Raw genomic sequence first — 20,794 nt, forward strand, 5'->3', positions numbered from 1 at the left:
GATGAACAAATAACAAACGAATAGGGAATTTTTTGAGCCAATCGACCTTTAAAAAAACACCGCTACTCTTAGCCATGATGATCATAGCTACAGGGCAGGTAGGGGTGAGTATCTATTTACCATCATTGCCGCTAATTGCTTCAGACTTAAGTGTGACTCAGGTAGATGTACAGCTGCTCGTTACGCTGTTTCTTGTGGGTTTTGGCTTGTCTCAGCTATTTTATGGGCCGATGTCCGATGCCGTGGGGAGAAGACCTATCTTCTTGTTAGGTCAGGGTGTTTATTTGATTGGTACTGTTGTTTGTGTTGTTTTTTCCGACAACATGACGGCGTTAGAGGTTGGTCGCTTGTTGCAAGGTCTAGGGGCGGGTAGTGCCTCGGTTCTTGGGCGAAGTGTGCTGCGCGACAGCTATGATGGCCTTCAACTGACCAAAGCACTGTCTTATATCTCGATCACCGCGTCGATTATGCCGATCATTGCGCCGGTATTCGGTGGTTGGATTTCATTTCACCTCGGTTGGCAGGCGGTGTTCCTGTTCGTTTTATTGTATCTACTAGCGATATTCACACTGGGTTACTTTGTTCTGCATGAAACTTTGCCATACGGAAAGAGCCGCTTTGATGCGTGCCAAGTGGTGAATAACTACGGATGCTTGTTGACCAATCGCCAAGTGTTGACCAGTGCCAGTTACAACTGGATGAGCTACATGGCGAGTTTGGTATCGCTATCGTTGTTTCCATTCTTAATGCAAGAGCAATTGGGGCTGACCGCCGCTGAATATGGTTCATTAATGATTGTCCCTTCGGCAGGCTTACTGATAGGTAGCGTCGCTTTAAACTTACTCAATCGTAGGTTTAGTACGCCCCAACTGATGAGCCTAGCTATTTTGATTATCTTGGCATCGGGAACTTGGCTTCTTACTCATGAGTTATCCATCTTTAACTTAGTTTGGGCGTTTACTTGGTTGGCGATAGCACAAGGCATCTCGTTCCCATTATCAATCAGCATGTTATTAGAACCTCATAAGAAACAAGCGGGCGCAGTGTCGGCATTGTCTGGCTCAATTCAGATGTGTTTAGCGGGTTTATTGGGTGGGTATCTGGTAGAAAGTTGGGTCACGACTCATCTACAGTTAGGCGTGTTCTACCTCATTATTGGCGCAGCCATGGGCGGAGTGCTTTGGTCTTCAACCAAAATGAACAACAAAGGCGATACTGTTGAAGTGGAATATAGCTAAACACTAAATTCACTATCGTTTAACGCACCATCGTTAATACGTTGTATTTGTGCTGATGGTTTTCTACAATGCTTCGGTCCATTGAATAGGTAAGAACAAAATGCAGCAAAATGAATTTGAAGTACTGGTAAAAGCTATCTGCGCACTAGATGGCCTGCCTCAAGCGCTTGAGCTATTGAAATCCAATGAGGATACAGAAGTCGCTGAGGCTGCTGCATCACTGACTGGTCAATTTGCACTTGCTGAAGTGGAAGGCGAAAAGCGTATTTACCACGTGACGCTTCAAGAAAATGAACAAGGCGAAGAGCAAGAGTACATCGAACATGTTATGAATGAAGGCGATGACTTAATCAAATTTGCAGCTTGGTTCTTTGAAACGATGTTTGAATTGAAGCAAAAAGACACATACCAAATTGCCGGTAAAACTTACAGACAGCCAAAGCGCAGCTAGGTTTCTCAGTAAAGCATTTTAGAAAGCAGCTCTATTGAGCTGCTTTTTTTATCAGTGTCTAAATCAATGTCTTGGGTTGTTATTAGGAATGGAGCATTAAGCTCAAACCAGAATTTAGGTTAACTCATTGATATACAAAAACAATGCTGATTAGCACAGAGACAAAATTAGGCTAATTGCAAATGAATGCTTAATATTGCATTAAAGTGTGATTTAGATCTTGTTTTTGGGCGTTTTAAGTGTAGAATCCGCGCTAAAGAAAGTTGATTATGTGCGGAGATAAGCATGAATTACGAACTAGGCCACGCATACCTTGGTCAAATGGCAGCAAAAAACATGATGCACGAAGCATTGTACGGCACTTCAAAGCCAAAGAAACCATCGTTCTTTAAGCGAATGATGAAGAAAATGGCTAAATAAGCATTTTCAAAAACGGAATTTTAAAAGGCCTTAAACTCGATGAAGTTTAAGGCCTTTTTCGTTTTAGCGATTGGTGAAAGTTATCGCTTTGTTTTGTTGTGGATGGACACAAAAAATACCAATTAAGCTTCTGACTAATGGCTTTTAATGAACTCAGCCAGCAGATTGATTGGATAAGTCGACCACATTATTAGGGATGCTATCTAAGCCATTCTCTTTCATCCACGCTTCTAAGTTATCGGCACCACCGATGTACTTACCATCAAGCCAGATCTGCGGGACGGTGACCGGTGTTTTCTCACCAATGTGTGCTTTTACCTCTGGAATCATACGGTACAAAGCGGCGCTGTCTTTTACGACATCGTGGTATTGGTATTCAACACCCGCTTCATCCAGCATTTTCTTCGCTTTAACACAGAATGGGCAGGTCGCCTTACCATAAACGATGTTGCCTTTTAGGCTGTCTCGTTTGGTCCACTCTTTGATCACCGATTGGATTAACACACCGCGATTCAGCGCTTCACCTTGGCTGACCACTTTGCCTTCAACAACAAGGATTGGAGCATGCCAAGAGCCTAGTTTTAGCGGCTCCCACCAGTGAGACAACCAATCTTTCACTTCCAGTTCGACATCGACATCGGCCAACTCATTCTCAAAAGTATCCTTCAGAATGTCTTTGGTAAGGGTACATTCTCCACATGGGATGTTAACTTTAAATGGACCCCAGCTGCCTGCCCAACGGTATAGTGTAATCTTGACTGGTTTCTTCATGGTTACGGCCTCGTTTGAATTCTCTTATCCATATAGAACGGACTGTCGAACTATTTATTTCACCAACCTTAAACTTTCTTCACTTTTGAAGGTTTTTTAGTTTCCCAGTGCGTTATAAATGCAACTGACGCAATAATAATAGCAGCCCCTAGCCATAAACGACCTGGTGGAACCCAACTAAATACAATCCAACCTGCTAAAACATTTAGCGGTAATTTGGCGTGGTCAAAAGGTTGCACAAACGAAGCATCAGCGACCGAGTAGGCTTTTACTATCGCCCATTGAGCGAGTGCCGTCATAACACCGATAACAATCAAGATAGCCCAAATTGTACCGCCGCTTGGCGTCTGCCAATCTGGCGCGGCAAGCAGGATGTTAAATGGTGTGATTAATAGCAGCAGGTACACCACCATGGTTGAAGGGCTGTCTTGCGAAGAGAGCTTTTTCACCATCAGTGAGTAGCATGCCCAGAAGAATGCGGCACCGACTGGTAATAGCGTTGCCCAGTTAAAGTCTTCAGCCCATGGCTCTAGAATCACCATCGCACCTACGAAACCGGCTAAGGTCGCGCTCCAGCGAGCAGCTCCAACTTTCTCCTTGAGGAAAAGCCCTGAACCTATGGTTGCAAACAGTGGCGACGTCATGAGAAGGGCAATGCCTTGCCAAATTGGTACTGGGTAAGCCAGTGCCCATATCCAAAGTTGAATACCAATAACAGACAAGAAGACACGAAATACGTGCAATTTGAGGTTGTCGGTTTTTAGCGCGCGACGAATGCCCAGCGTTTTCAGATAAGGAAGAATAGCGAACAACGCGATAGCGTATTGAATGACGGCGACGGTGGTAGAAGTAAGTCCGAAATGAATGCTAGCAATTTGAGTTAGGCTGTTAATAACGGCAAAGGCTAGGCCTGCGGTTAGCATCCAGCTAGCGCCTTGGATCGGATGGTGTTGTGACATGATGCTTCTAATTATTTGATGTGGTTCACCTATGATACGGATTTAGCACCACTTAACCAGAAAAAGCATTGATGAAGTCAGTCAGAATATTTGAATATGAAAAAAGGTTGAGCCATTGCCCAACCTTTTTAGTCTGTATCTAAAGTCGATTTAGATTAGAAGTCGTAACGGATGCCCGCTTGTAGTTGGTCATCTTTATTGTCTCGCTGTTCAAACTTGTAACCAGCATATGTGCGAATGTGGCCGTTAAACTTGTACACCGCTTCAATAGCAAAGTTATTTGCTTCTTCGTCAGCCGCTTTATCGAACTCGCCGTAGTTGTATACGCCAATTAGTGATAGCTGTTTAGTTGCTTTGAAGATAGCTGAAAGCTCGTAGCCTGTGTAATCTTTATCTGCAACTGAAGCCATTGTGTATAGACCACCAACCGTAAACGCATCCATAGAAAATTGAGCTACAAGGTTGATTTGATCGTCATCGAAGTTACCATTCTTTTGAGAAACATAACCCGCACCAAGGTCAAAAGCGCCTAGGTTATACATAGCAGCAAGGCCAAAACTATCTGCATCTTTTTCATTTGCAGCGATGTAGTTAGCTTGTACCGTCAACGCGTCAAACTCGCCAGAGTAAAGGAAGTTATTCTCACGCTTATCTTTGTTGCCATCAACGGCATCAGCAGCATCTGCACCAAATGTTGCCATTGTATCTGTAATGTCAGTCAGCATTACCTGTGAAGAATCTTGCTTACCGTATGAGAACTCACCGAATTTGGTTCCTAAACCTGCGTAGTAGTAGCGATTGGTAAGAGATTCATTTTCAATTTTTACAGTATTGCCACTTCCGTCTTCGAACTCTGTTGTTGATGCGCTAGTGAACTCTGCTTCATACTTACCGAATCCATATAAACCGTCAGAAAGTTCAGATTTACCTGAAATATTCACACGAGCTCGTGACTTGTCTTTGAAAGAACTGTCAGATGCGCTTTCGTTGTTGTCAGATACGTTGAAACGAGCCTCCGCACGACCGCCAATTTTAAGTTCTGTACCATCAGAGCTGTAAACTGTTGCTGCTAGAGAAGAACCTGAAACTAGTGCTGCTACCACTGCAGAAGCTAGAACTGCCTTTTTCATAATCACTTACCTTGTATTTTAAAATCCGTGAGCAATGTGCTCTCCGTTTCGATATGAAGCTAATTTAGAGCAGCTAAATTAAGCTTTCATTTCTATAAAATTACATTTTCGTGAATAGGGAACTTTTTAAGTGTTGATTTTATTGCACTTTCATTTCAATAGACTGAGTGGTTTGTGAATGGTTATATAACTTATCGGTTCTTAAGTGCAGACTTTCACAAGCTTTTATTTAGGGGAAGTGATGATGATATGCGTGAGTATTATGGGAAAGTCAGAGCTTGTTCATCTTATTAACTGTTTGTACTGATTAAGATATCCTCTATGATGCAAAAACTTAGAAGAGAATAGATTTTGCTCAACAAGATGGAGACGTTGGATGAAAACAGAGTACTTAGGCGATGTTTTACAAGGTAGGCAGGTTATTGGCTCCTTGAATGTTGAAGACCTACCCGTTGGAGAGCACCAGTTTTGGTTTCAAGTCACCAGTGATGGGCTAGGGCAACCCAAGAACATGCCGGTTTCTGTTTTCAAAGGCAGTCAAGCAGGTCCTAAGTTGATGATCACCGCTGGTATTCACGGTGATGAGCTCAACGGTGTGTTGGCTGCTCAGCAAATTATCAGAGACTTAGTCGGTAAAACTCTCAAAGGCACGGTCACGATAGTGCCTACTGTGAACTTGTCGGGTTTGCTTAACCACAGCCGCGATTTTATCTCTTCGGATCCGGGCTCTTGCCCTGCCAACCTTAATCGACTTTTTCCGGGTGATGCGAATGGCTTAGCGGCAGAGCGCTTTGTTGCGTCTTTGTGGGATCGCTTACTCAAACACAATGCGACATTCGCCGTTGACCTACATACCCAAACTCGTGGTGCGGTCTACCCACTTTATGTTTTTGCTGACTACCGAATTGAACAATGCCTTGAAATGGCAAGGTTGATGACGCCAGATTGTGTTCTGAATGACCCAGGCGATCCAGGTATCTTAGAAACGGTTTGGAATCGAAGTGGAATTCCGAGCATCACGGTGGAAGTTGGTATGGGGAAATTTACTCAGCCTGACATGATTCAACGTGCGGTAGACGGTGTTTTTAACATGCTGTCTTATTATGAAATGTTCGAAATTAACCTAAATAACCCAGACAAAATGCAACTGCCGAGAATGGATTGGATAGAGGGTAATGATGTGGTTTCTATCCGCGCTGATATTGGTGGTTTTGTATTGCCGCAGGTTGAGCTTTTGCAAAGTGTCGAACAAGATGATCTGCTCGCCATCCAATATGATGCGTTCGGTAATGAATGTCGTCGTTATCACGCACCATCTTCTGGTCGTGTACTCAGCTATAACGTGGATGCATTAAGGGAGCCGGGCGCGCTTGTTTGTCGTTTGCTAAGTTAAGGCTCAGTCGGTTTGACGTTTCCGTGTTAATGCACTGTGTTGTTATCTAAAACACGTAAAAAAAGACCGAGCAAGGCTCGGTCAAAGGACAGTTGTCTTGAGTTAACACGTCTTTGACTCATCGACAGAACTGCTTTTAGCGTAGCGAGGGTAAATTAAGAATCTATTGCGAGATGGTGACACTTCGACTTTTTTTGTTTCAAAACCATGACTTCAAAACTGTCGTTTCAAAGTGTTCTATTGTTTCGAAGCAATGAAAAAGCCGACTGCGGGTTGCGCGAGTCGGCTTTTATTCACTTCTCTTTCGAGTCTTTATCTCTATCTACACTCGACTAAAAAGCGTCATCCACGATATCTTTAAGTCGGTCGTAAGGCACATACCCTGGTAAAACATTTCCGTTCATCATCATGGTTGGAGTGCCCGTTAAGCCGAGTGCACTGAACGTTTGATGGTTAGTGGTTAGAACCTGGTTTTGTTCTTGAGTTGTTTTTAGTTCCGCCTCTGTTCCCGTCTTCTTGGCAACGGCTTCTAGTGAGCTTTTCGAGTGAATACCGCTTTTCGCCATCAGCAATCTATCAACTTCTGGGAACGCTTCTGGATTATCTTTCCATACTTTCATCGCGTATAGCGCTGCGTTGGTGTTTAGACCCGAAACCTGTTGCTGCTTAAATGATAGGTTGACATTGATGACCTTAATGTCGCTATTTTCAGAGGCCAGTTGAGTTAACCCTTTTTCTAAGCGCTTACAGAAAGGACAGTTGTAGTCGGTAAAATTAACGATGACCGATTTGCCATCTGGATTGCCAAGGATCGGGTGAGCGTCATTGTTGTACAACCAATCATGGCTTTCCGCTTGGGCTTTCTTAGCTTGCTCTTGACCTGCTACGTACTGCTCTAAACTGGTATGCAATCCAGAGATCGTCGATGGGTTTTCCTTCAGGAATTGATTAATTTCTTCAAGTTGTTGAGTTTGTTCTTTGTTTAATTCTGCGAAGGCATTAGTACTCATTAGTGAGCCTAAAATCAGTGCGCTTATCAGATGCTTTTTCATATTGTCTTTTCTCTAATTCGTGATAATCGTGAGCGCTTATTAGGTTGCGCTCACATTAATATTGTTTGTTAAACTGGCTGAGTTGGTTTATTCACTTAGCTTTGCTCTGTTTTTCTTTGTGAGCGAGTTAGGCAAAGTAGGTTCTTAACCACAGCCCTATAGGAGAAGTAACGCCTGTTGCGATACTGCTGATCTTTCCGTCTTTGATGATGACGATGCTTGGAGTGACATTAACGCCCCAACTTCTGCTGATTGCTCCAGAAAGATCATTGATAACAGGGAAGTCATACTCTTTTGCATCCAAGTAGCGCTGGACACGTTCGTCTGGACCAGACGATAGAGCGACCGAAACCACCTGATGGGAATCGCTGAAACTATTGACGGTTGGGCTTACAAATTTGCAGGCACCACACCATGTCGCCCAAAAATAGACAATGACTGGCTTACCATTTTTGCTTAGCTCGATAACATCAATATCTTCGCCTTGGAGCGATTGACCCACAATTGGAACCGCATCGCCCTGAGGCATACTTCTGCTGTGATAAAAGTCCATGGCAAATGAAACCACGCCAACGATCAATATCATTGAAACCAGCTCCTTTCCCCACTTCTTAAGACGACTTGGCTTTTTGGCCTCACCCTTTACTGCGTTGTCTGCAGTCGTGCTAGATTTCTCTTCATTGTTGGGAGTCTTCATCAGTTATCTCGCAGCATCGATGGCTTGAACGACAGTGTCACTGTTGAGAATGACAGGCAGTGGAATACCGCTTTTATAGCTCGGGCCGTAGACGATATTAAATGGCACACCAAATCGCCCATTACTTTGTAAGTATTGAGTGACACTTTCGCTTGGTGTTGTCCAATCACCTTTCATCAAAACAATGTCTTCTTGCTGTAGGTGGCTGTAGACAGGGTCTTGAAGGATGACGCCGATCTTGTTGGCTTTACAAGTGATACACCAATCAGCAGTTACATCAACAAACACCGTTTTGCCTTGATCAACGAGCTGAGGGATTTGCTTCGCATCCAGCTTTTGCCAAGCGAGATCGTCAACAATCGGAGTTGCCCAGTTATCAGCGGTGACACTACCTACGATCAATGCAGCACCAAACACCAAGGTTGTGGTTGCGACGATAGGAATAAGCACCTTGCGACCCAACTTACGGCCAATCCAAACCAATACTGAAATCACGATAAATAGCGACAGCAGGATAGTAGGGAATTTACCAATGAATGGACTCAGAAGGCTTGTTAGCCATAGGCTGGTAATGAACATCATTAAGCCAAACACCAGCTTAACTTTGAACATCCACGCCCCAGGTTTTGGAAGCAATTTGGTTAGGCTTGGGAATAGCGCAAAGATCAACCAAGGCGCACTCATGCCGATACCAAGCGCGATGAAGATAGCCCATAACTCTTGGTAACTTGCTCCAAGTGCATAAGCAACCGCAGTGCCAAGGAATGGCGCGCTACACGGCGTTGCTAACAGCGTTGCAAACATGCCTTGAACAAAGTGGCCTGAATGTGAGTCATCGCCTTTGGTTGCCATCCACGTGTTTAAACCTGATGGTAGTCTGAATTCGAATAACCCAAGCAGGTTAATCGAAAACAGCAAAGTGATGATCAGCATGAACCCGATGAACCAAACATTTTGGAACTGGATTCCCCAGCCAATTGCATTACCACCCATTTTTAGAGCGGTCATACCTAGGGCTAACAGCGCAAATGATGTAATGACACCTGACGCAGAAGCTAAGAATGAGAGTCGAATATGACGATTAGATGCACCTTGGTTTTGAATGATGCTGTTTAATTTCATTCCTAAGACTGGCAACACACATGGCATGATGTTGAGGATCAAACCACCAATTAAAGCGAAGCCTATCATCGCCAAAAAGCCGTTTTTGCTTGTTTGGTAAGCGATCGGTTCTGAGCCAACCTGGGCCGTCATCTCTTCGGCGAAATTAGTATCTGAAACAGTGACACTCACGGTACGGTCCGTTAAGTCGACTTCACCTATCCAGTTGCTCACATCAAATACGGCTGTCATCGTATTGCCGGTGATGTGGACGCTTGGTTGAGAGAAGAAGTCATCAATCACTTCTTGCCCGTCAATCAACACCATCGGCTTATCCCAGCCATCTTTACTTGTCAGCTGAGTAACCAGTTGCTGCTTGCTCTTGTCCCAAAATAGACCATTGACTGAAGTGCGGTTAGCTTCTCGTGGAGATTGGCTCATCCCTTGGTTGAACAAGAACATCGCTTCTTCATCGAGCGCTAAGGTTTGTGGGTCAATCGGCAGTTCGATATCGTAATCGGTTAACACACAGATATTGGTACACGACGGAAAGGTAAACGATGCCCTGAATATTGCAGGCTTTGTGTTGTCTTTCAGGGTTAACGTGACAGGAAAGCTGACGTGCTTTTTGTAACCTAACGTCATGACGTCAAGCTGCTCGTAATACTTAGGTATCGGCCAATGCCAATCTACTGACTCAATGTTTGTTGAACCAGACCAGTCCCAGCTTGGCGGAATGCCACCTTCGCCTGGGCTACGCCAATAGGTTTTCCAGTCGCCGTCGAGCACGACATCGAGCACGGTTTGGATCTTAGAGCCGTCATCCGACTGTTCACCCGTCGACATCATTCGCATTTTAACAGGCGGATGCTCAGGCACACTAAGCCAGCCCGTTGTCTGTGCCAAGGCGGTAAATGACGTCATAACCAAAAGGGCAGTGACTAAGGTTTTCGCGCATGTACGCATAGAGAATGCCAATGAATCGACAAACTTAGTTAGTAGTGTGTTGTACACAAATGTATCTCCAAAAAATAAATAAAAGGGTGTAGTAGCCCGGTTATTTACTCTCTAAATATACAGTGCTTTAGATGCAATCGGTGTTTTGTCGGTCGAGTAGAGCGATGATTGTCTCTAGATAATCTCGAGATGTGAGGAGGTAAGTTAAACGCAACAGCAATAATAAGTACGAATGGGATCAGCCAGCCGGTTTTTGGGGCGGCAAAGGTCAGCATTTTTGAACTTAGGCTGCATGAACTTGAATTGGGGGACGTTAACATTTTTGAGGCTTCTAAGCCGAAAACACTGGCGTATAGAGTGGCCATTTTTTCTGAAGAAGCGATGTCGGTTTGAGGGTTACTGGTTTCTGTATGAGTTTGTGCACCAACTAGGACTGATTGACCATTAGCGGATGCAGATAACGATACTTTCTTTACGGCCAGAGTGCTCGCCAGACAAGTTACGATAACCAGTCCGGTAAGGAAGAGCGCCCAAAGCGAATGCTTTTGTCGGCGGTTCTTTGTGGATAAGAAAAGTAGTGATGTGTTCAGCAAATTAGTCAGTAATCAAATCTGTTAGTCGTTAAAGCAAGCTCATTGAATTGTGGTTAGCTTAGATAAGTTCTCTTCGTGCCACAAGTCATAAAATGGTTAAAGTGAAACTATGTATAAACGCGGAAAACGGCAGGTACACGATAAACGACGCATAAACACCAATTCACGCGAATACGACCTTGAGTTCTAGCTAAAGTTCACAACAACTGAAAGTTATCGCTAATTATTCTGTATTGAGTGGTTTATTAACTATCAGGACGGGACAGGCGATACAAAAAAGCCCAACAGATCGTCAGTGAACGTGTTGGGCTTTAATCATTGGTGCTATTGGAAAGGCTTAGTGAGTCCGGCGAGGGCCGTTACGTACCAAGTCTTTACCGTTATCAAACACCTCTTTGGTGATCCAGCGAGCAAGCAGAACTTTATGGCTGCTATTGAATACAGCAACGAAGTGACGACCATCTGAATTATTGGTTGCCATGCCTACACCTTCAACGCCTTCAAGGCCTAAACCGCCAGCTTCCACTGAAATTAGGAATTGCTCTAGTTCTTCTAGAGACTCAATAATATCAAGTTCGTTGTTCATTTTTATGCTCTCTTGCTGTGAGCCAACATCGTATTTAGGGCGCTTTAGTGCTGTGCTCGAATGAAGATATTGGCTGTTGTTCTTTGTTGGATGCGTACTCTACAGGTCATAAGAGGGGATTGGAACTCTCAAATATTAGAAGCAGGCTGATAATTTGCGAATTTTTAACATAACATACGTTTAAATGCTTGTTATCCATATTCTTTTTACTACTATTTATAGGGTCAATTTAGACAGTGATAGGAATTAATATGATGAAGGTTTGGCGTTGTCTATTGTTAATGTTGGCGTTTGTCGCATTTGGAAGTTATGCGCAGAGCGTTGAGAAAATCGCAGAAGTACAAGATCAGTTAATGCTCGATCTAGCAACATTAGAAACGGCGCATGATGCTGAGAAGCCCTTTCTTGAAGATATCTTAAGGCGTAAGAATCAGGGCCTACGCGAAGAGATTTTTTCACAGCTATCGTCAGATAAAAAAGAGGGGCTGGATGTCACTCTTGCTCAGCAGGTCGAACTGCTACAAAAATTGCTGTCGTTGAATGAAACTAAAATCGTTTCAATGAGTAAAGAAAACCGTTCAGCTGAAGGTGACGCTAAAAAACGCCTTGAATTGCGTATTCAAAAACGAATCGGAATGATGGATGTCTATTATCAGCAGCTTGCTAAGACCTTAAATTGGTCGAAAGAGCGTGGTGTTGATGTTGCTGTTCCTGAAGGTGAGCTCAAAACGGCACTTGTTTCTCGTTCTCAATATCTTACTAATGCAATTCTATACACGGATACACAACGTCAAGATTTAGAACGCCGGTTATCTTATGTAAGTGAAGAAGAGAAAGCGACGATTAAAACTGAGCTTGAACGCTTCAGTGAGCGAACTAGCGTTATGGTCGCGAGCTTAGAAGAAACCATCACGCTAATGGAACCGTTTGGCGTGGATGTGACTTCGTACAAACGTGTTTTGCTAGCGACGACAGGTGACATTAACGCCGATGTGTTGGATGTTGATGTTGCACTGGAGCTGTTGGATGGTTGGCTTCGTTCGTTCAGTTCATGGGCTTTTGAAAATACCCCTTCTTTTATCGTTAAACTTGCTCTGTTTCTCGGTATTTTGTATGTAACTCGCCTTATTGCTAACGTGGCTCGCAAAACCGTTCGTAAGAGTGTTTCGCACTCTAAAATGGACTTCAGTGTATTGATGCAGGACTTCTTTGTATCCATCGCATCTAAAGCGGTCGTGTTTATTGGTTTGCTTATCGCACTGTCTCAAATAGGGATAGAGCTAGCACCTCTTCTTACTGGTTTCGGTGTAGCCGGTGTCATCATTGGTTTCGCATTGCAAGACACACTATCTAACTTTGCATCGGGTTTGATGATCTTGATCTACCGTCCTTATGACGTCGGTGACATGGTTAAAGTGGCAGGCGTGCAAGGCACGGTAAAAGACATGAGCTTAGTATCGACGACTGTTCAAACCATTGATAACCAACGCTTGGTGATCCCAAACAACAAGATTTGGGGTGACGTGATCAACAACATCACGGCAGAACGTGTAAGACGTGTTGATATGGTTTTCGGTATTGGTTATTCAGATGATATCGATAAAGCGAAAGCGGTATTGAACGACATCATTCTTGCACACCCTCTAGTGTTGAAAAAACCAGAGCATATGATCAAGCTTCATACCTTGAATACGTCTTCTGTTGATTTCGTAGTACGACCTTGGGTTAAGACTGATGACTATTGGGATGTGTACTGGGATGTAACGGAAACCGTGAAGAAACGCTTCGATGAAGAAGGCATCACGATTCCATTCCCTCAACGAGATGTACATATTTACAATCACGAAGAGAACTAAACGAAAGATCTAGTATGAAAAGCTATTACGAAAAAGCTAAGCATGGCTTAGAGCCATCATTCTTAATGTGATATCAAATGGACGCTGAACAAGCGTCCATTTTTATTGGCTGCCGCTTATGTTGAGCTTCATTCTTTATGTCACTCAACCACCTTAGAATTACGTTATGATGGGGTAGGCTTAATCTGGAAAGTTGAAATCGAATGGACGATTCACAGCAAAAAACGAATACTAGAAATACAACGGTAAGAAAAGCGACGCGAATTGAAAGTGTTATGAACTCTGCGATGTGGCATTTAACTCAGAGAGACATGACGGAAAGCGAGTTAGTGGCGAAGCTCAAAGTGAAAACCGACAATCAAGAATGGATCGATGAAACTCTAGGGACATTGAAAGGCTTCGGGTATCTCAAGTCTGACCAAGTGTTTGCAGAACAATTCGTGGAACAAGCTTTCTCTGGTGAATTCGGTTCTCGATACATTGTCGAAAAACTGAAGAAGAAGGGGCTGACCGATTCAGTGATTTCTGATGCAATCCATAAAGTGTCGTTCGAAAAGTCTATTGATGAACAAACCATCTTGATAGACCGAATCAACCACTACTATTCAAGCTTTACCATGAGCCGTGAAAAGCTGGTTGCGACACTGCAAAAGCGTGGCTTTAGCTATCAACAAGTTAAGGTAGCGATTGACCAGCACCCACAAGCGCATCAACTGAAAAGTAACATTCAAATTAAGGCCGAGAAAGCCGATTTGGAAAAAGAGGTGCTCAAGTATGCTCGTAAAGGCAAGGGACTGACTGCCATACAGCAAGAACTGAGACAACGACAAATCGACACCAGTGAGCTGTCATCGCTCATCGACCGATTGATTAATGAAGAGCAGCTAGATTTCTATTCTTCTTGTTTAGAACAGTTGCAGAAGAAGCCTTATGACCTAAACGATCATAAAGAACGCTCTAAGGCTTACGCGATGCTAAGTCGAAAGGGGTTCTCTTCTGACGAGATCAAATTTGCATTGAGTGAAGATAACGAATAACTAAGCCGGAAAAATTTCCTATTGTAGTATGTTGGTTTGTCCTAAGTAACTATTGGACAAAAATTAGTCAGTTATATTACTAAATTAGGATGCAACGGATTAGTTCACGTATGGAAAAGTAACGCTGCGCTCTGCGGCAAGTTTGGAGCGCAGCGTAAAATTTGTCCGACAGAAGCGCATTGTTGTGCGCTATTGAGAAAAATCCAATTTAGTTATTTTTCCTAATTTCTATTGCCTCTTCTACAGCATTAGCCAAGTGTTTGCTGATCCAATCATATTTCTCTTGGCTGGTTGTCCCTGTAGGGTTGTAGCACTTCACTATTGATGATAGTTTTTTCCCTGTGTTGCCATAACCAATATAATCAAACGGGTTGCTACCTTTTGATGAGGTGTTACCACCACTATCTTTAAGTCCATGGACATATATTCCTACGACTCCTTTGCCATCGTCCCAGCCCTTAACTATTTCATGATTAATCCACTTCCTATCTGCGGTATTGCTGCCGACAAGAACTACAACGCATGACTTTCCAGACATTTCATTTGCAATCCATTTTTTTATCGCCGCATCCCCTCCTTTTTTAACTGTTTCCCAATTGTTATCTGATGTAGGCTTATTTCCATCGATTGCTCCAATATTTCGTACTGTTCCCGCACGCCAGTTATCAGGCAAATAGTGAAAGCTGTAAAAACAGTTACGTTTAGGCATGTTAAGCGTCCTTATTTTAATGATTTTAGTAAGTCAATTATTTCACTCTGAATCGTGGTCAACTCAGATTCCTTGTCGCAAATTTTGTCTATAAATTTTCTTGCACTTTCAGGGAAAGCATCACTGTCAAAATACCCCTCTTTCAGAAGCTCGCAATAAATTTCTCTACTTGCATATTCAGTTGCTCCTACAGGGATTAATAGCAAACCATTTGACTTTGCTATTTTAAATTCCTTGATCAATCCATCTGCAACTACCACCTCTCCATCTTTCAATTTATTCCCAAATAGAAAAATGGCTATACCAGAAAATGAAATCATGTCTGTTCGGTAGTCGTGCCAAACTTGCGCGATTGGTCGAGTACCAACTTCAGTCTGAGGGAATGGCCTAAGTATTAATTGGTCAGAATCCAAGCGCCTCCCGTTCATATAAACATGTTCTAGAGCCCCAGTAATTACAGAACTACCAACACCTAAACCGAAACCAGATACAATTCTAAATCCTAAGCTTGATATTTCTTTTGCTAGAGAGTAAATGAAGTTTTCCGCAACTGAGGGCTCCCACCTGCCATACTCATGCGCTGAACCAGAAATGAAAATTGTATTTCTTCTAAAAGCCCACTCTAATTGCCTGAGAATATCCGTTATTTCTGTATAGCTAGATACCAATATTGTTTTTATGCCGAATCTAAGTAAGTCCTGAATAAATAGCTCTTGCTTTCGTGCTCGGTATTCCGTGTCAGCTTCTGGTTCACCATCCTCTGGCTCAACAAGTTTTTGAATGCAATAGTGCTGCCGCTGATCCGTAGAGTAAGCAACGCGTACACGACTTAAGATGTAATCTAAGTTTGGATCAGTAAAGCTAAAACCCAGGAACAAAAATGTTTTTGCTACGAGGTCACCACTAAGTGCATTTATGAATGGCTGCATTTTGACGTGGTATGCCTCGTAATCATCCTTTGTAAGTACAGCCTCATCAGGATGCTCAATGTCTCCATGCATTTTGTAAACAACGGCATCTCGCCCTCGTTTAGTAAAGCTCAACTGCTTAATTCTATATTTTGTATCAGGAATTTTTCCTGTTTCTGTTAAAGCATTTTCAATGAGCTTATCGTAATTCGTTGTCCAATATGTTGATATTGGAAGCCTTGCAAGTATCTGATGATTCTCGGTAATTGTTGCATTGTCAGATAGCTCATTAATGAGTAACTGATTTAGTTTTCCACGATTAGCCAGGTTTGAATTACAGTGGTACTGGGCCAAAGCGACTAAATCAGTTTCTTTTTCAATTTCAAGTTCGAGCTCTTCTGCTACTGGCCGAAGCAATTCTGACCAACTAACAAACCCTGCTGGAGCCGATAGCCCTGCACCAGCAAAAATAGCTAAATTCTCTTCGCTGAGATCCTTAAGTAGCTCTTTCACAAATCGTTGACGTTGTTGTTCAGTGCTAGGTTTCAATAGATAACTCCATTGTTAATAATTGCGCATAACGCTTTATAGACGGATTTTTTCCGTTTTTGTATTCCGTCTATGTTGCTGCCGTTTACTATGAAACTCAACTGGTATCAACCTGTTATGTGAATCGGCATATAGTTGTGGGGTCGAATTACGGAAAAATTCCGTATAAGAGATCAAAGTACGGATTAGATTAACTTGGTCTATTGTTGTACTGGCTAGGTCATCCTCTCACTGGTTCTGAGAAGATTTGGGGCAAAAATGAGTTATGTCACTACTCATTTTTGCCTTTTTCATTAGCATTAAAACTCAATCTATCGACCGTATTGCTCAATAATAAAGTGCTCAAAATCATCACACATTTGGTCATTCGACTTTGCATTATTCGCTAATTCAGTTGCTCCATCAACGATCGATACCTTCGCATTCAAATCCGCGACTGGTGCACGTTCTCTTGTCGACAGCTGTTTGATTTTTTGCTCCTCAATCGCCCAAGCCTCCTCTGGCGATAAGTTACACTCGTCAGCGAGATATTTGGCATTAAAACCTTCCCCAGTCAGGCTTTCGATTGTACCGTTATGGTTCACGCTATTGCCTTTATGCCAATAGTGCTTAGCTAACAAAGGGCCGATCTCTGGGTTATCCGTTAAGTAGCCAAACTTATCAGTGAAATACGCACGAGTTTGATACACCGCCATATGAGCCAATAGATAACCTTGGTATGAGCAAGATGCTTCATCAGACAATAAGTGAGGGATCGCCATCAGTGGACGAGGGCTGCAAGACAATCCAAGAATTGCCTTTTCACTGCTACGAGCAAGTGCCGTGATTTTTTCAGGCGTGAGGTCTTCATCAGCTAATTCGTACAGGGCTCGCTCGAAATATGGAACCACAAGAATGCTGCGTTCTTGGTAAGCTCGGAAGGGCTGTTTATTGTCGATGATGGCTTTAATTAGATCATCTGGCACAGGTTGCCCGTCCGCATTTAGAGCGTACTGTTTTAGCCAGTCAGCGTCATTTAACAAGCTGTCGCAGAACATGGATTGTGTTTCAGCATAAGCCATCGAAGTCGGCGCAAACTCTTGAGAGAAACAAGGGGCGTTCATTTTTACATTAGCAAAATGCGCCGCGTGACCACCTTCGTGAAATAGTGTGTTAATCCCATCATAGCCACTGCCTATTTGATCGGGCTTAGCGTTGCTAGTGAAATTAACTTGGGCCGCAACCCAAGCATCTTGGTCATAGAAAGAAGGGATAGGGCCATGGCAGAAGCCATTAGGGTATTTTCCTTTGCGATCAAGTAAATCGAGTTTCAATGTCGCTTGAGAGTATTCAATGTTGAGGCGACCAAAAGACTCTATCCAGCGTCTTAATGATTTTGAGAACGGAACATACGGGTCAAGGTCATTCATAACATCACCAGCGAAAGCGTAGGTGAAGTTATGAGCTTCGAGTGCACTTTTGCCTTTCTGCTTAGCTAAGTTCGCTAGGCTTTGTTGATGGCTATCACGCGTGCGTGCTTCGAAGTCATCCAGAATCGTAAACAGTTGTTCTGTCGTCATCTGTTCGGTTTTTACCACCGAGTAATCAAAGAAGGTTTTAAACCCCAGTGATTGAGCAAATTGGTTACGTTTTTTGATCAGCTCAATAAAGCCGTTAACCAGCAGCCATTGCTCTAAATCTAATAGTGCTTGATGTGCAGAAAGCCTAACTTGTTCATTACCATTACTTCTAACGGCTGAACCTAAAACGGGCAGTGACCCTTCTGTTTCATCGCCTGTTTCATTTACGTAAGTCATCACATGATTCTGTTTTTTCTCAAACAGTTCAGCCTCAAATTTTATGAGGTCGGCTTTAAGCTTCTGTGACTGCTCAGACTCAATAGCGTGAGATCTAAAGGTCGCTAACCAACCATTCAAGCCTGTTAGCGTACTCTCTTTTTCTAGGGGATCTTGAATTTCATCGATAGCAGCAAGTTGCGTTTCGATAGCAGTAATCTGTTCGGCAGAGCTAAGAAATTCCGTCCACTGAGTCTGCGCGAGTGTCGAACCATCGTGGTCGTCACTGATCCCCATATATGTATCCCAAAAGAAGTCTTCTTTCGCTTTATGAGTCGCAAGATACTTTTGATTCAATTGATTGAGATAGTTCGTTGCAGTCATGACATTCCTTGAAAATTAACCAGTAATTTCAGCATTATGACACATTCATTGAATGTATTTTGTGACGATAGATATAACTGAATGCAAGTCACAACCTATCGGTTTACTTTACAGCCTATCGGTTTACTTTACAGCGTATTAGTGATAATTAACTGTTAATAGTTTGTTGTTTGCTAGTATTAACTAAAGAGAGTGTGCTGATTTCTCCGGCTTTTTATTGAGTAAATTGATGTTCTCAAGGTCAGCGTTTTTGTAAGGAAGAGGTTTAGGATGGATCCTATTTTATATATCGAAGTTGGTGGTGTTGTGTGGCAAGTATTCCCTGATGGGACTTGGCTTCAATTACCTGCTACGCAGCCAAAAGTTGAAGGCGTGCAAGTCGTCAGCATTGAACCTCAGAATTTACAAGAGGCTCAGCCCCTAACCGAACCACAAATCGCCGCAGTTGAACAACAGTTGGAAAAGGTGGTCACCGAACTCGTCAACAACATTGAAAGCGCACCTCAACAGCCTAACTCAGTAAATGATCAACCTAGTTCCAGCGCCTCTTTTATTGCTTATGTTCGTTCCACCTTAGATGAAACGCTCGCTGAGGCGGGTTTTGATACGCGTCCTGCAGAATATGCCGACGAAGATACAACCTCGAATGAGGGTAACCTTGATATTCTGTTACCTAGTGCACTATTAACCGTTGATATTTTGGATGGTGGAGACGGTTACGAAAATCAGTTTGAAGTACCAAGTGTCACGATTACGGGCACGGCAGTGGATGTTCGAGACGGGCGTACCGTTGTTCTGACCATCACCGATGTTAATGGCAACACAGTCACCACTTCCGCAATCACAAATGACGAAGCTTATGTCGTCGACGGCGTCGATCTTTCTTCGCTCGCGGAAGGTGACCTTAAGGTCGATGCGATTATTGCAGATGACTTTGGTAATAGCATTACAGCCAACGATTCCACAATCAAAGACACCCTAGCCACAATCGATGTCGATTTTGATGGCTTTGGTGACGAGTTTTACAACAAGTTTGAAGTCGAGAGTGGTGCCTTATTAGGTACTGTCGAAAATGTAGAAGATGGTCAAACTATCTCCATCACGATTACGGATAGTAAAGGCCTGTCTGTGAGTTACTCAACAGTCGTTTCTGGAAATAGCTGGACGCTCGAAAACCAAGACTATTCCAATTTCGCCGAAGGTGAACTCACTGTTGTTGCAAGCACCATTGATATTGCCGGAAACCCTACTTCAGCGACAGACACCATAGTAAAAGACACGCTCGATCGAATCCTTGTCAGGTTCGATGGGTTTGGCGACAACTATTACAATCAAAATGAAGTGAGTAAAGGCGCTCTTATTGGTGTCACTTTTAATATCGAAGATGGCCAAGCAATAAACATTACAATTACTGACAGTAATGGCTTGTCTATTGATTATACCTCAGTGGTATCTGGCAACCTATGGAGTTTGAAAGACCAAGATTATTCTGGTTTTGCTGAGGGTGAGCTGACCGTTGTCGCGAGCATAACAGATGTAGCGGGTAATACGATTTCGTCCACAGATACCATCCTTAAAGATACTTTGGTGAACATTGGTGTTGATTTTTCGGCTTCTGATGATGAGTTTTATAATCAATCAGAGGTCTCGAATGGGGCATTGGTTGGCACCGTGGCAAATGTGGAAGATGGTCAAACTATATCCATTACGATCACCGATGTTAGTGGCAAATCGGTTGATTATTCCACGGTTGTGTCTGGAGGTACTTGGACTCTGACTGGCCAAGACTATTCAGGTTTTGCTGAAGGTGAGCTAACGGTTGAAGCAAGCGTTACGGACGTTGCGGGCAATACAGCAACATCTAGCGATACCATCGTCAAAGATACACTAGTTAGTATTGGCGTCGATTTCTCTGCATCGGATGATGAGTATTACAACTCAGCAGAAGTGAGCAATGGCGCATTGGTTGGAACGGTACTAAATGTTGAAGATGGGCAAACCATTTTCATTACTATTACGGATAGTGCTGGCACCTCGGTTGATTATTCCACGGTTGTGTCTGGTGGTATTTGGACTCTCACTGGTCAAGATTATTCAGCCTTTGCGGAAGGTACGCTAACGGTAGAAGCAAGCGTTACGGACGTTGCAGGCAATACCGCCACTTCTAGCGATACCATCGTCAAAGATACGTTGGCGGACATCAGTGTGGATTTTGATGGTTTTGGTGA

At 43.2% G+C, this 20,794-nt stretch carries 17 protein-coding genes; 7 read left to right on the forward strand and 10 right to left on the reverse strand.

Annotated elements, in window-relative coordinates; genetic code table 11:
* Window positions 1-32 precede the first annotated feature (32 nt).
* From AB4185_RS09375 to AB4185_RS09385, 3 genes are all read left to right on the forward strand, one after another.
* Window positions 33-1,238: a multidrug effflux MFS transporter gene (locus AB4185_RS09375; protein ID WP_372135373.1), complete on the forward strand. Its 1,206-nt coding sequence runs from the start codon at window positions 33-35 to the stop codon at window positions 1,236-1,238.
* A gap of 100 nt (window positions 1,239-1,338) precedes the next feature.
* On the forward strand, window positions 1,339-1,689 hold the full coding sequence (locus tag AB4185_RS09380; RefSeq protein ID WP_017057980.1) for a hypothetical protein: 351 nt from the start codon (window positions 1,339-1,341) through the stop codon (window positions 1,687-1,689).
* Window positions 1,690-1,974: 285 nt separating this feature from the next.
* Window positions 1,975-2,109: a hypothetical protein gene (locus AB4185_RS09385; protein WP_010431176.1), complete on the forward strand. Its 135-nt coding sequence runs from the start codon at window positions 1,975-1,977 to the stop codon at window positions 2,107-2,109.
* 153 nt (window positions 2,110-2,262) lie between these two features.
* On the opposite strand, the gene AB4185_RS09390 is transcribed toward AB4185_RS09385, so the two are convergent.
* The 3 genes from AB4185_RS09390 to AB4185_RS09400 form a co-directional block, all read right to left on the reverse strand.
* Window positions 2,263-2,880 carry a glutaredoxin domain-containing protein gene (locus tag AB4185_RS09390; RefSeq protein WP_017062739.1) on the reverse strand — a complete coding sequence of 206 codons (618 nt, stop codon included), beginning with the start codon at window positions 2,878-2,880 and terminating at the stop codon, window positions 2,263-2,265.
* Between the two features lie 68 nt (window positions 2,881-2,948).
* A complete protein-coding gene (locus tag AB4185_RS09395; RefSeq protein ID WP_017068384.1) occupies window positions 2,949-3,839 on the reverse strand; it encodes a DMT family transporter in 891 nt (296 codons plus the stop codon).
* Window positions 3,840-3,994: 155 nt separating this feature from the next.
* A complete protein-coding gene (locus tag AB4185_RS09400; protein WP_017064330.1) occupies window positions 3,995-4,969 on the reverse strand; it encodes a porin in 975 nt (324 codons plus the stop codon).
* A 376-nt stretch (window positions 4,970-5,345) separates the two neighbouring features.
* On the opposite strand from AB4185_RS09400, the gene AB4185_RS09405 reads away from it, so the two are divergent.
* Window positions 5,346-6,362, forward strand: a complete 1,017-nt coding sequence (locus AB4185_RS09405; protein WP_372115280.1) for a succinylglutamate desuccinylase/aspartoacylase family protein — start codon at window positions 5,346-5,348, stop codon at window positions 6,360-6,362.
* Between the two features lie 332 nt (window positions 6,363-6,694).
* On the opposite strand, the gene AB4185_RS09410 is transcribed toward AB4185_RS09405, so the two are convergent.
* From AB4185_RS09410 to AB4185_RS09425, 4 genes are all read right to left on the reverse strand, one after another.
* On the reverse strand, window positions 6,695-7,414 hold the full coding sequence (locus AB4185_RS09410) for a DsbA family protein (RefSeq protein WP_102332667.1): 720 nt from the start codon (window positions 7,412-7,414) through the stop codon (window positions 6,695-6,697).
* A gap of 127 nt (window positions 7,415-7,541) precedes the next feature.
* Window positions 7,542-8,111 (reverse strand): protein disulfide oxidoreductase, encoded by a 570-nt coding sequence (locus tag AB4185_RS09415; protein ID WP_102332666.1) that lies wholly within the window; start codon window positions 8,109-8,111, stop codon window positions 7,542-7,544.
* Between the two features lie 3 nt (window positions 8,112-8,114).
* On the reverse strand, window positions 8,115-10,178 hold the full coding sequence (locus AB4185_RS09420; RefSeq protein ID WP_372135377.1) for a protein-disulfide reductase DsbD family protein: 2,064 nt from the start codon (window positions 10,176-10,178) through the stop codon (window positions 8,115-8,117).
* A gap of 921 nt (window positions 10,179-11,099) precedes the next feature.
* A complete protein-coding gene (locus AB4185_RS09425) occupies window positions 11,100-11,348 on the reverse strand; it encodes a hypothetical protein (RefSeq protein ID WP_017062732.1) in 249 nt (82 codons plus the stop codon).
* Between the two features lie 251 nt (window positions 11,349-11,599).
* Between AB4185_RS09425 and AB4185_RS09430 the strand changes: the two genes are divergently transcribed.
* Together AB4185_RS09430 and AB4185_RS09435 are read left to right on the forward strand one after the other, a co-directional pair.
* On the forward strand, window positions 11,600-13,204 hold the full coding sequence (locus AB4185_RS09430; RefSeq protein ID WP_017064335.1) for a mechanosensitive ion channel family protein: 1,605 nt from the start codon (window positions 11,600-11,602) through the stop codon (window positions 13,202-13,204).
* A gap of 203 nt (window positions 13,205-13,407) precedes the next feature.
* Window positions 13,408-14,241, forward strand: coding sequence for a RecX family transcriptional regulator (locus AB4185_RS09435; RefSeq protein WP_371724962.1), 834 nt, complete (start codon window positions 13,408-13,410; stop codon window positions 14,239-14,241).
* A gap of 208 nt (window positions 14,242-14,449) precedes the next feature.
* On the opposite strand, the gene AB4185_RS09440 is transcribed toward AB4185_RS09435, so the two are convergent.
* The 3 genes from AB4185_RS09440 to AB4185_RS09450 all read right to left on the reverse strand — a co-directional run bounded on the left by AB4185_RS09440 (window position 14,450) and on the right by AB4185_RS09450 (window position 18,566).
* Complete coding sequence (locus AB4185_RS09440; RefSeq protein WP_017050425.1) at window positions 14,450-14,950, reverse strand: TIR domain-containing protein; 501 nt, start codon at window positions 14,948-14,950, stop codon at window positions 14,450-14,452.
* 11 nt (window positions 14,951-14,961) lie between these two features.
* Window positions 14,962-16,407, reverse strand: coding sequence for an SIR2 family protein (locus AB4185_RS09445; RefSeq protein ID WP_372135374.1), 1,446 nt, complete (start codon window positions 16,405-16,407; stop codon window positions 14,962-14,964).
* 311 nt (window positions 16,408-16,718) lie between these two features.
* Window positions 16,719-18,566, reverse strand: a complete 1,848-nt coding sequence (locus AB4185_RS09450) for a M3 family metallopeptidase (protein ID WP_372135375.1) — start codon at window positions 18,564-18,566, stop codon at window positions 16,719-16,721.
* Between the two features lie 270 nt (window positions 18,567-18,836).
* On the opposite strand from AB4185_RS09450, the gene AB4185_RS09455 reads away from it, so the two are divergent.
* Window positions 18,837-20,794 (forward strand): Ig-like domain-containing protein (locus AB4185_RS09455; protein ID WP_372135376.1); only part of this gene is annotated, 1,958 nt, incomplete at its 3' end.

The sequence above is a fragment of the Vibrio sp. 10N.286.48.F5 genome (assembly GCF_041469785.1).
Lineage (GTDB): Bacteria > Pseudomonadota > Gammaproteobacteria > Enterobacterales > Vibrionaceae > Vibrio > Vibrio crassostreae_C.

Bases quoted from the DNA above. Each gene is read 5' to 3' on its own strand.
- AB4185_RS09380 (WP_017057980.1), top strand. From the start codon at position 1,339: ATGCAGCAAAATGAATTTGAAGTACTGGTAAAAGCTATCTGCGCACTA.
- AB4185_RS09385 (WP_010431176.1), top strand. From the start codon at position 1,975: ATGAATTACGAACTAGGCCACGCATACCTTGGTCAAATGGCAGCAAAA.
- AB4185_RS09390 (WP_017062739.1), bottom strand. From the start codon at position 2,880: ATGAAGAAACCAGTCAAGATTACACTATACCGTTGGGCAGGCAGCTGG.
- AB4185_RS09395 (WP_017068384.1), bottom strand. From the start codon at position 3,839: ATGTCACAACACCATCCGATCCAAGGCGCTAGCTGGATGCTAACCGCA.
- AB4185_RS09400 (WP_017064330.1), bottom strand. From the start codon at position 4,969: ATGAAAAAGGCAGTTCTAGCTTCTGCAGTGGTAGCAGCACTAGTTTCA.
- AB4185_RS09405 (WP_372115280.1), top strand. From the start codon at position 5,346: ATGAAAACAGAGTACTTAGGCGATGTTTTACAAGGTAGGCAGGTTATT.
- AB4185_RS09410 (WP_102332667.1), bottom strand. From the start codon at position 7,414: ATGAAAAAGCATCTGATAAGCGCACTGATTTTAGGCTCACTAATGAGT.
- AB4185_RS09415 (WP_102332666.1), bottom strand. From the start codon at position 8,111: ATGAAGACTCCCAACAATGAAGAGAAATCTAGCACGACTGCAGACAAC.
- AB4185_RS09420 (WP_372135377.1), bottom strand. From the start codon at position 10,178: ATGCGTACATGCGCGAAAACCTTAGTCACTGCCCTTTTGGTTATGACG.
- AB4185_RS09425 (WP_017062732.1), bottom strand. From the start codon at position 11,348: ATGAACAACGAACTTGATATTATTGAGTCTCTAGAAGAACTAGAGCAA.
- AB4185_RS09430 (WP_017064335.1), top strand. From the start codon at position 11,600: ATGATGAAGGTTTGGCGTTGTCTATTGTTAATGTTGGCGTTTGTCGCA.
- AB4185_RS09435 (WP_371724962.1), top strand. From the start codon at position 13,408: ATGGACGATTCACAGCAAAAAACGAATACTAGAAATACAACGGTAAGA.
- AB4185_RS09440 (WP_017050425.1), bottom strand. From the start codon at position 14,950: ATGCCTAAACGTAACTGTTTTTACAGCTTTCACTATTTGCCTGATAAC.
- AB4185_RS09450 (WP_372135375.1), bottom strand. From the start codon at position 18,566: ATGACTGCAACGAACTATCTCAATCAATTGAATCAAAAGTATCTTGCG.